The sequence below is a fragment of the Candidatus Cloacimonadota bacterium genome (genome assembly GCA_012522635.1).
Lineage (GTDB): Bacteria > Cloacimonadota > Cloacimonadia > Cloacimonadales > Cloacimonadaceae > Syntrophosphaera.
Genome location: JAAYKA010000029.1, coordinates 1 through 5,690, shown reverse-complemented (window position 1 = coordinate 5,690; position 5,690 = coordinate 1). Strand labels below are relative to the sequence as shown.

The following is a 5,690-nucleotide window of genomic DNA, read 5'->3' as shown; positions in this document are numbered from 1 at the left end:
GACGAAATTGGTTTCCAAGCTTGGACCAATATCGCACTCTGGCGCGGCATGAACCTGGAACTGGACTATGCCGAAGCCTGGGATTCCGCCCGTGAAAAACGCATGAACGATGCTTACGCCGGCTTGGAATTGGAACTTGGCCCAACCAACACCATCATTTCCTACAACCAGGTGGAAAAAATCGACGACAGCGCAAATCAATGGCAGAAAGAAAGTTACCCCGCTTTCACGGTCAGTTTCCCCGCCCGTAAAGTCGGAATGGTGATTTCCGGTGAATTTAAAACCGTGGAAAAAACCGTGCTTACCGCTCACGAACCTCACAATTATGTGGATATATTGCACTATGAACCCCGGCTGCAAGCGGATCTCAGCATCCAAAAACTCAACGTTTCCCTCGCCCTGCAAAGCTGGTGGAACGACTTTTCCTCCATCGGCAGCAGCCACTATTGGCCAGGCGTGGAAATCAAATATCCCATCTTGCAAGACACAGACCTGCTGCTTTTTGCGGGACGTGAAGCTGGCGGAAAGGTCTGCCGCAATGGCGTTTGCCGCTATGTGGCTCCCTTTTCCGGATTACGTCTGGAGTTGTACACCAGATTCTAAGAACTGGAGAAATCATGAAAAAACTCGCGTTTATCATTATCCTGCTGGCATCAATCGCCCTGTTTGCCAATCTGGAGCTTTGGCCACGCACCAATGTGGTGGAAGCCTTTGTTGCTCAGGATGATCCAAGCAGCAACATCGCTCTGCAAAGCCTGGATCAAGCCTTGCAGGCCTGGCATGAAGGAGAATTCACGCAAGCCCGCCTTTACCAAAGTTTGGGTGATGCCGGCGTCCAAGCCCGTTTTTCGCAAAATCCCGGAGGCGAAATCCCCAGCGTGGTTTTCAACGGCAGCCATATTGTTCAAAATCCCTCCGACCTGCTCCAACACAGCACTTTGGCACAACAGCTGATGTGGGCCAGCGCGCCCATCAGGATGGAAATCACGCAGTTCAACCCCGCCAGTGGCGCCACCAGCGTGAAAGTTACTCTGTTGAACCCCGAGCAAGCTGCCAACGGACTTACACTTTGGTTTTATTTGCTGGAAAACAATTCCGGCTCCATCACCCGCGTGGCGCGTTCTCTCCACAATCAAAACATCACTCTGAACCTTGGGGAACCTGCGGTTTTCAGCCATAATTTCAGCATTGATCAGGCTTGGAACCAATCCAATCTCTGGGTTTTGGCGACCATCCAGGATTCCCAGGGCAACATCATTCAAGCCACAACCAGCTTGGAACAGCCTGAATATCAGGTCCGTGCTGTATTGGATTGGGATCCCGCCAACCTGGTTTTCCCGCCCAATTCCTCGGGACTTTCTGAAATCCTGTGGGTGTTCAACACAGGCCAGCACACGGATACCATGACAATGCAGATTGTGGAGGATGAATCTTCCCTGGGTTGGTATTTCAACTATTGTGATGAAGAAAACAACTGCTACCCTGGCAGCATTCCACAAACCTTGATCCTGGCACCGGGTGAGGCCAAAGCTTTTCACCTGAACCTCTGGGTTGCTGAAGGTTTCGCTAATTTCCATTTCGCCATTTCTTCACCCGATTTGGGAACCTACGAAATACCCTTCCATGCCACTGCGGGAACGGCTGTGTCAGATAACGTTTTGCCGCCAAATCTGCTGCTTGGCGTAAATAGCCCCAACCCCTTCAGAGCTGAAACATCCATCCGGGTAAACGCGCTCAAAAATGAGAATGTTACCATCCAGATTTTCGACGTCAAAGGCAGGCTGGTGGATGAAACCCCTGTTTTCAGCCTTCGCGCGGGTGAAAATCACATCCAGTGGCAAGCGCCCTCTGGCTTGAGTTCCGGAGTTTATTATTATCGTTTAGAAGGCAGTTCCGAGCCTCCGCGCCGGATGCTGCTGCTGAAATAACATGCTAAAAAAGGCGCTTTCAGGCTTTTTACTCCTTTGTTTGGCGAGCCTCTCTTTTGCAGGAATCGCTGAGCTTGAAAGCGCCCTTCTTTGGGCTCAAAACGCGGATGAGGCCATGGATGCCATCCTCCTCAACCGTGACGACCTGCAAAATCTGGACGAACTGCGCCTCCTGCAAAACTATTGGCTGCAAATTCAACCGCAAAGCTGCCGGGATTGGTTTGAGGCAAAACATCAGGCGCAACCGCAAAACCCTGAACTCGAATATCTTTGGCTGCGCAGTCTGGCAGATTTGGGACAGCAGATTTCCAAAGCGCGCCATCTCATCCGCAAACAGCCAAAATTCTATTGGGGCTACCGCCTTTTCGCGAACACCTATTCACAAATCCTTTTGGATACACTCACAGACGTGGATTTGCGGGAAAATGTAATCAGCAATCTGGATAGCGATCGCGGCATATTGGAACAAGGCCTAACCATCTGGTCTGGAGACGATTACCTGCATCTGGCGCTCTTTCATCACCAAGCCGCGTTGGGCAAAGACGAACTTGCTGAAATGCAACTCCTGGCGCTTTCTGACCCCACCGTGATTGAAACAAATTTCCACCATGTTTTTGAATTCATTGAAGCCACAGGTCGGCTTCAAGCTTTTGAAAAGCTCTTTCCCACAGCGGTTTCCCTGGCTATCTCCAAAGGTGAGGTAGCGGCTTCGGACAGCCTGGCATACTACCAGTTTTACTGGCTGGAAGCGCTGAAAAAAGCCCAGGCTTGGGACAGAATGAAAGCTTATCTGGATATCTGGCCGCAGCTTAAAGCCAATCCCGAACACCTGCGCACCCGCATCCTGATGCACCTCGGCTTGAACGAGAAAACGGAGGCTCTGACACTTTTGGAACAAGCACTCACGCAAGGCATCATCATCTATCCGGAAGCGGCTTCAGATAAGGCTTACAGCGCCTTGCAAAACCTGCCGGATTTCGCCATGCTGATGATTGCCGCGAAAGAAGATTGGGACGCCAAAAAACCGCAGCGGCGGGAAAAGGTTTTAAAGGATAGAACAGCCATTCCGCTACCATTTGAGTATTTGAGCAAACCCGATGGCAGCCCCCTGCATCCAAATGATTTTCAAGGAAAGCTGCTGATTCTGGATTTTTGGGCGCGTTGGTGTGAGCCCTGTCTGCAGAGTTTGGCAAGGCTGCAAAATTGGAGCAAAGATAAAGAGGATGTGAGCCTGATTTCGGTGAACGTGTGGGAAAGTCCCTTGGACAGACCAGAGATTATTGAATTCATCCAAAAACAGGGTTTGGGAACAGAATTGCTTTTTGGCGAAGGAGATGTCTCCCAAATTTGGGGCTTTGGCGCCATACCTTGGATTTGCGCCATAGATGCTGATGGCCGCATAGCTTTCAGCCTCAGCGGAAATAGTCCTGTTCTGGAAGAAACCTTGGATTTTTGGCTTGAAGCTTTGAGGGAGGAGATGTGAAGTTTCTGAAAGACCTGCTGACCCCTCAGGAACAGTCCGCACTCCTGCTAATCTGCGGGCTGACGCTTTTGGGTTTGCTGGGTGGGCGTTTACTCAATCCGGGAAGCCCGCTCAGCGCGGTTGCTGCAAATGAAGCCTCCAAACCTGAGCTTTTGTCCGAGGCTGTGGAAGAAGACAAACCCGTCCAAATAGACATCCGCAGCGCCTCCAAAGAAGAGCTGATGCTGCTGCCCGGCATCGGGGAAAAACGTGCCCAGTTGATTATCGACCACCGAACAAGCAAGCCCTTTCGAAGCACGGATGACTTGCTTCAAATCAAGGGTATCGGAGAAAAAACCCTGGCTAAAATGCTGCCTTCGCTTTTACCTTTCGGCTCTCCATCTTTAAAACTGGCAGAGACTTCCGAACCTGGCGAAGTGGTTGAACTGGTGGGCAGCCTGAAAACTCAGGAAAGCGCCAAAAAAGCCAGGGAAAAGAAACCCGCGAAAGTGCCCAAAAGTGAAATGACCAATGTGGTAAATATCAACACCGCCGGACTTGGTGAGCTTTGCACCCTGCCCGGTATTGGAGAAACGAAGGCACAGACAATTATAGATTACCGTAATGAAAATGGGGCTTTTGAGAGCATTGAGGACATCGTGAAAGTGAAAGGGATTGGTCCTAAAACTCTGGAGAAAATGCGCCACCGGCTCAAGATTTGAGCTCAGCAGATGGCAACATAGCAGGGTAAATCGCAAACTTCCAGCCTATAGATGGCTTCGGCACCCAATTCAGGCCAGGCAAATAGTTCGAAAGTAAGAACCGATTCCGCCAAGAGCGCTGAAATTCCCCCACAGCAAACTAAATAAAGCGCCCCGTGTTTTCTGATGGCATCCTCAACTTCCGCCGATCTTTCTCCTTTGCCAATCATGATTTTCAGTCCTTGCTCCAAAAATGGAATGGTATATGGATCCATGCGACTGGAAGTGGTGGGACCAATCGCGCCACAAACTTTTCCCGGCGGCGTGGGAGAAGGACCACAGTAAAACAGCGCAGTACTGGATAAATCAAATGGAAGTTCAGATTTTCGGGCAATGATTTCCACCAAACGTTTGTGGGCTTGGTCACGTGCTGTGTAAAGCACACCGCTCAGCAGAACCTTGTCACCGGGTTGTAAAACAGAGAAATTCTCCGACTTAAAGGGCAGTAATAGATTATGTTGTCGCACTTTATATCTCCGAAAACACCCTATGTTTCACGTGAAACATCGATTTTTCTGCTGGTCACGCGGTGCGCATGACAGTCGATATTAACCGCCACAGGCAAAGACGCGATGTGGCAGGGTTTGGTGAGAATTGAAACCTTCAGAGCGGTGGTGCTTCCCGCGAATCCCATCACACCCTTACCTCTTTGGTTGATTCCAGCCAAAATACGCTGTTCCATCGCACGCAGTTCTATATCCTGCTGTTCAGCGGGAACAAGCAAGGCTTTTTTTGCCAGGATGGCGCATTCTTCAAAATTTCCCCCAATACCTACTCCCACAAAAACTGGGGGGCAGGGACGTCCGCCGGCTTCCACCACGTTTTGAATCACGAATTCCTCCACACCTTGCATCCCCACGCCGGGTAAAAGCATTTTAAGCACGCTGCAATTCTCTGAACCGCCGCCTTTTAAGGCAAAATGAAGCCTAAGCTCATCACCCGGAACCTGTTCCAAATGCAGGATGAAGGGCAGGGTTTCCTTCTTTTCAAAATTTGTCCCACGCAGCGGATCCCAAGCAATGGAATCCCGGAGATAGAACTTTTCCCAAGCCTCCGCTGCCGCGGCACCGATTATTTCCTCAAGATTTCCACCCTCAATCAAAACTTCATTTCCCAGTTCCGCAAAAACAACCAGAAGTCCAGTATCCTGGCAGAGAGGTATAGATTCCCTCAGGGAAAGTTCATGATTTTTCAGAATGGATTCCAACATGTCCCGCGCAATTTCATCTTTTTCCCGAACCAGGGCTTCTTGCAAGAGCAATTTTGTTTCGGGATGCGGCGCGCGATAAATTTCGCCGATGGCATCCAGGACCTGTTCCCGGATTTGGCTTGCCTGAACCCGCTTTTTAGCCATTTTCATTTAAACCGCCAAAATGGACTGTTTTAGAGGTTTTTGCATTAAACTCAACACTTGTCTCCACCCTAACCCTTTTTGCGCACCAGAAGATACTTTAGAAGCAGGTCTTCCAGCGGGGTGGCTGTGCTAACCGCGTTGTATTCTATCTGGTATTGGTGACAGCCTTTCTTGAGTTTTTGGAT

At 50.1% G+C, this 5,690-nt stretch carries 7 protein-coding genes; 4 read left to right on the top strand and 3 right to left on the bottom strand.

Annotated features, from left to right (window positions below; all coding sequences use genetic code 11):
- The 4 genes from GX135_01765 to GX135_01750 form a co-directional block, all read left to right on the top strand.
- The coding region (locus GX135_01765) for a hypothetical protein (GenBank protein NLN84814.1) at positions 1-603 on the top strand (603 nt) is incomplete at its 5' end.
- A 14-nt stretch (positions 604-617) separates the two neighbouring features.
- Complete coding sequence (locus GX135_01760; protein ID NLN84813.1) at positions 618-1,928, top strand: T9SS type A sorting domain-containing protein; 1,311 nt, start codon at positions 618-620, stop codon at positions 1,926-1,928.
- A gap of 1 nt (position 1,929) precedes the next feature.
- Positions 1,930-3,411, top strand: coding sequence for a TlpA family protein disulfide reductase (locus tag GX135_01755; protein ID NLN84812.1), 1,482 nt, complete (start codon positions 1,930-1,932; stop codon positions 3,409-3,411).
- Entirely contained in the window at positions 3,408-4,112 is a 705-nt protein-coding gene (locus GX135_01750; GenBank protein ID NLN84811.1) for a helix-hairpin-helix domain-containing protein, read from the top strand. The genes GX135_01755 and GX135_01750 overlap by 4 nt, the downstream gene beginning before the upstream one ends.
- A 2-nt stretch (positions 4,113-4,114) precedes the next feature.
- Here the strand turns inward: GX135_01750 and GX135_01745 are convergent, their stop codons facing one another.
- From GX135_01745 to GX135_01735, 3 genes are all read right to left on the bottom strand, one after another.
- Positions 4,115-4,618 carry a TRZ/ATZ family protein gene (locus GX135_01745; protein ID NLN84810.1) on the bottom strand — a complete coding sequence of 168 codons (504 nt, stop codon included), beginning with the start codon at positions 4,616-4,618 and terminating at the stop codon, positions 4,115-4,117.
- A gap of 20 nt (positions 4,619-4,638) precedes the next feature.
- The gene (locus GX135_01740; protein ID NLN84809.1) at positions 4,639-5,511 is read right to left on the bottom strand and encodes a fumarate hydratase; all 873 of its coding nucleotides are present in this window, start codon (positions 5,509-5,511) and stop codon (positions 4,639-4,641) included.
- Between the two features lie 62 nt (positions 5,512-5,573).
- A partial coding sequence (locus GX135_01735) for a DUF58 domain-containing protein (GenBank protein NLN84808.1) occupies positions 5,574-5,690 on the bottom strand: 117 nt, incomplete at its 5' end.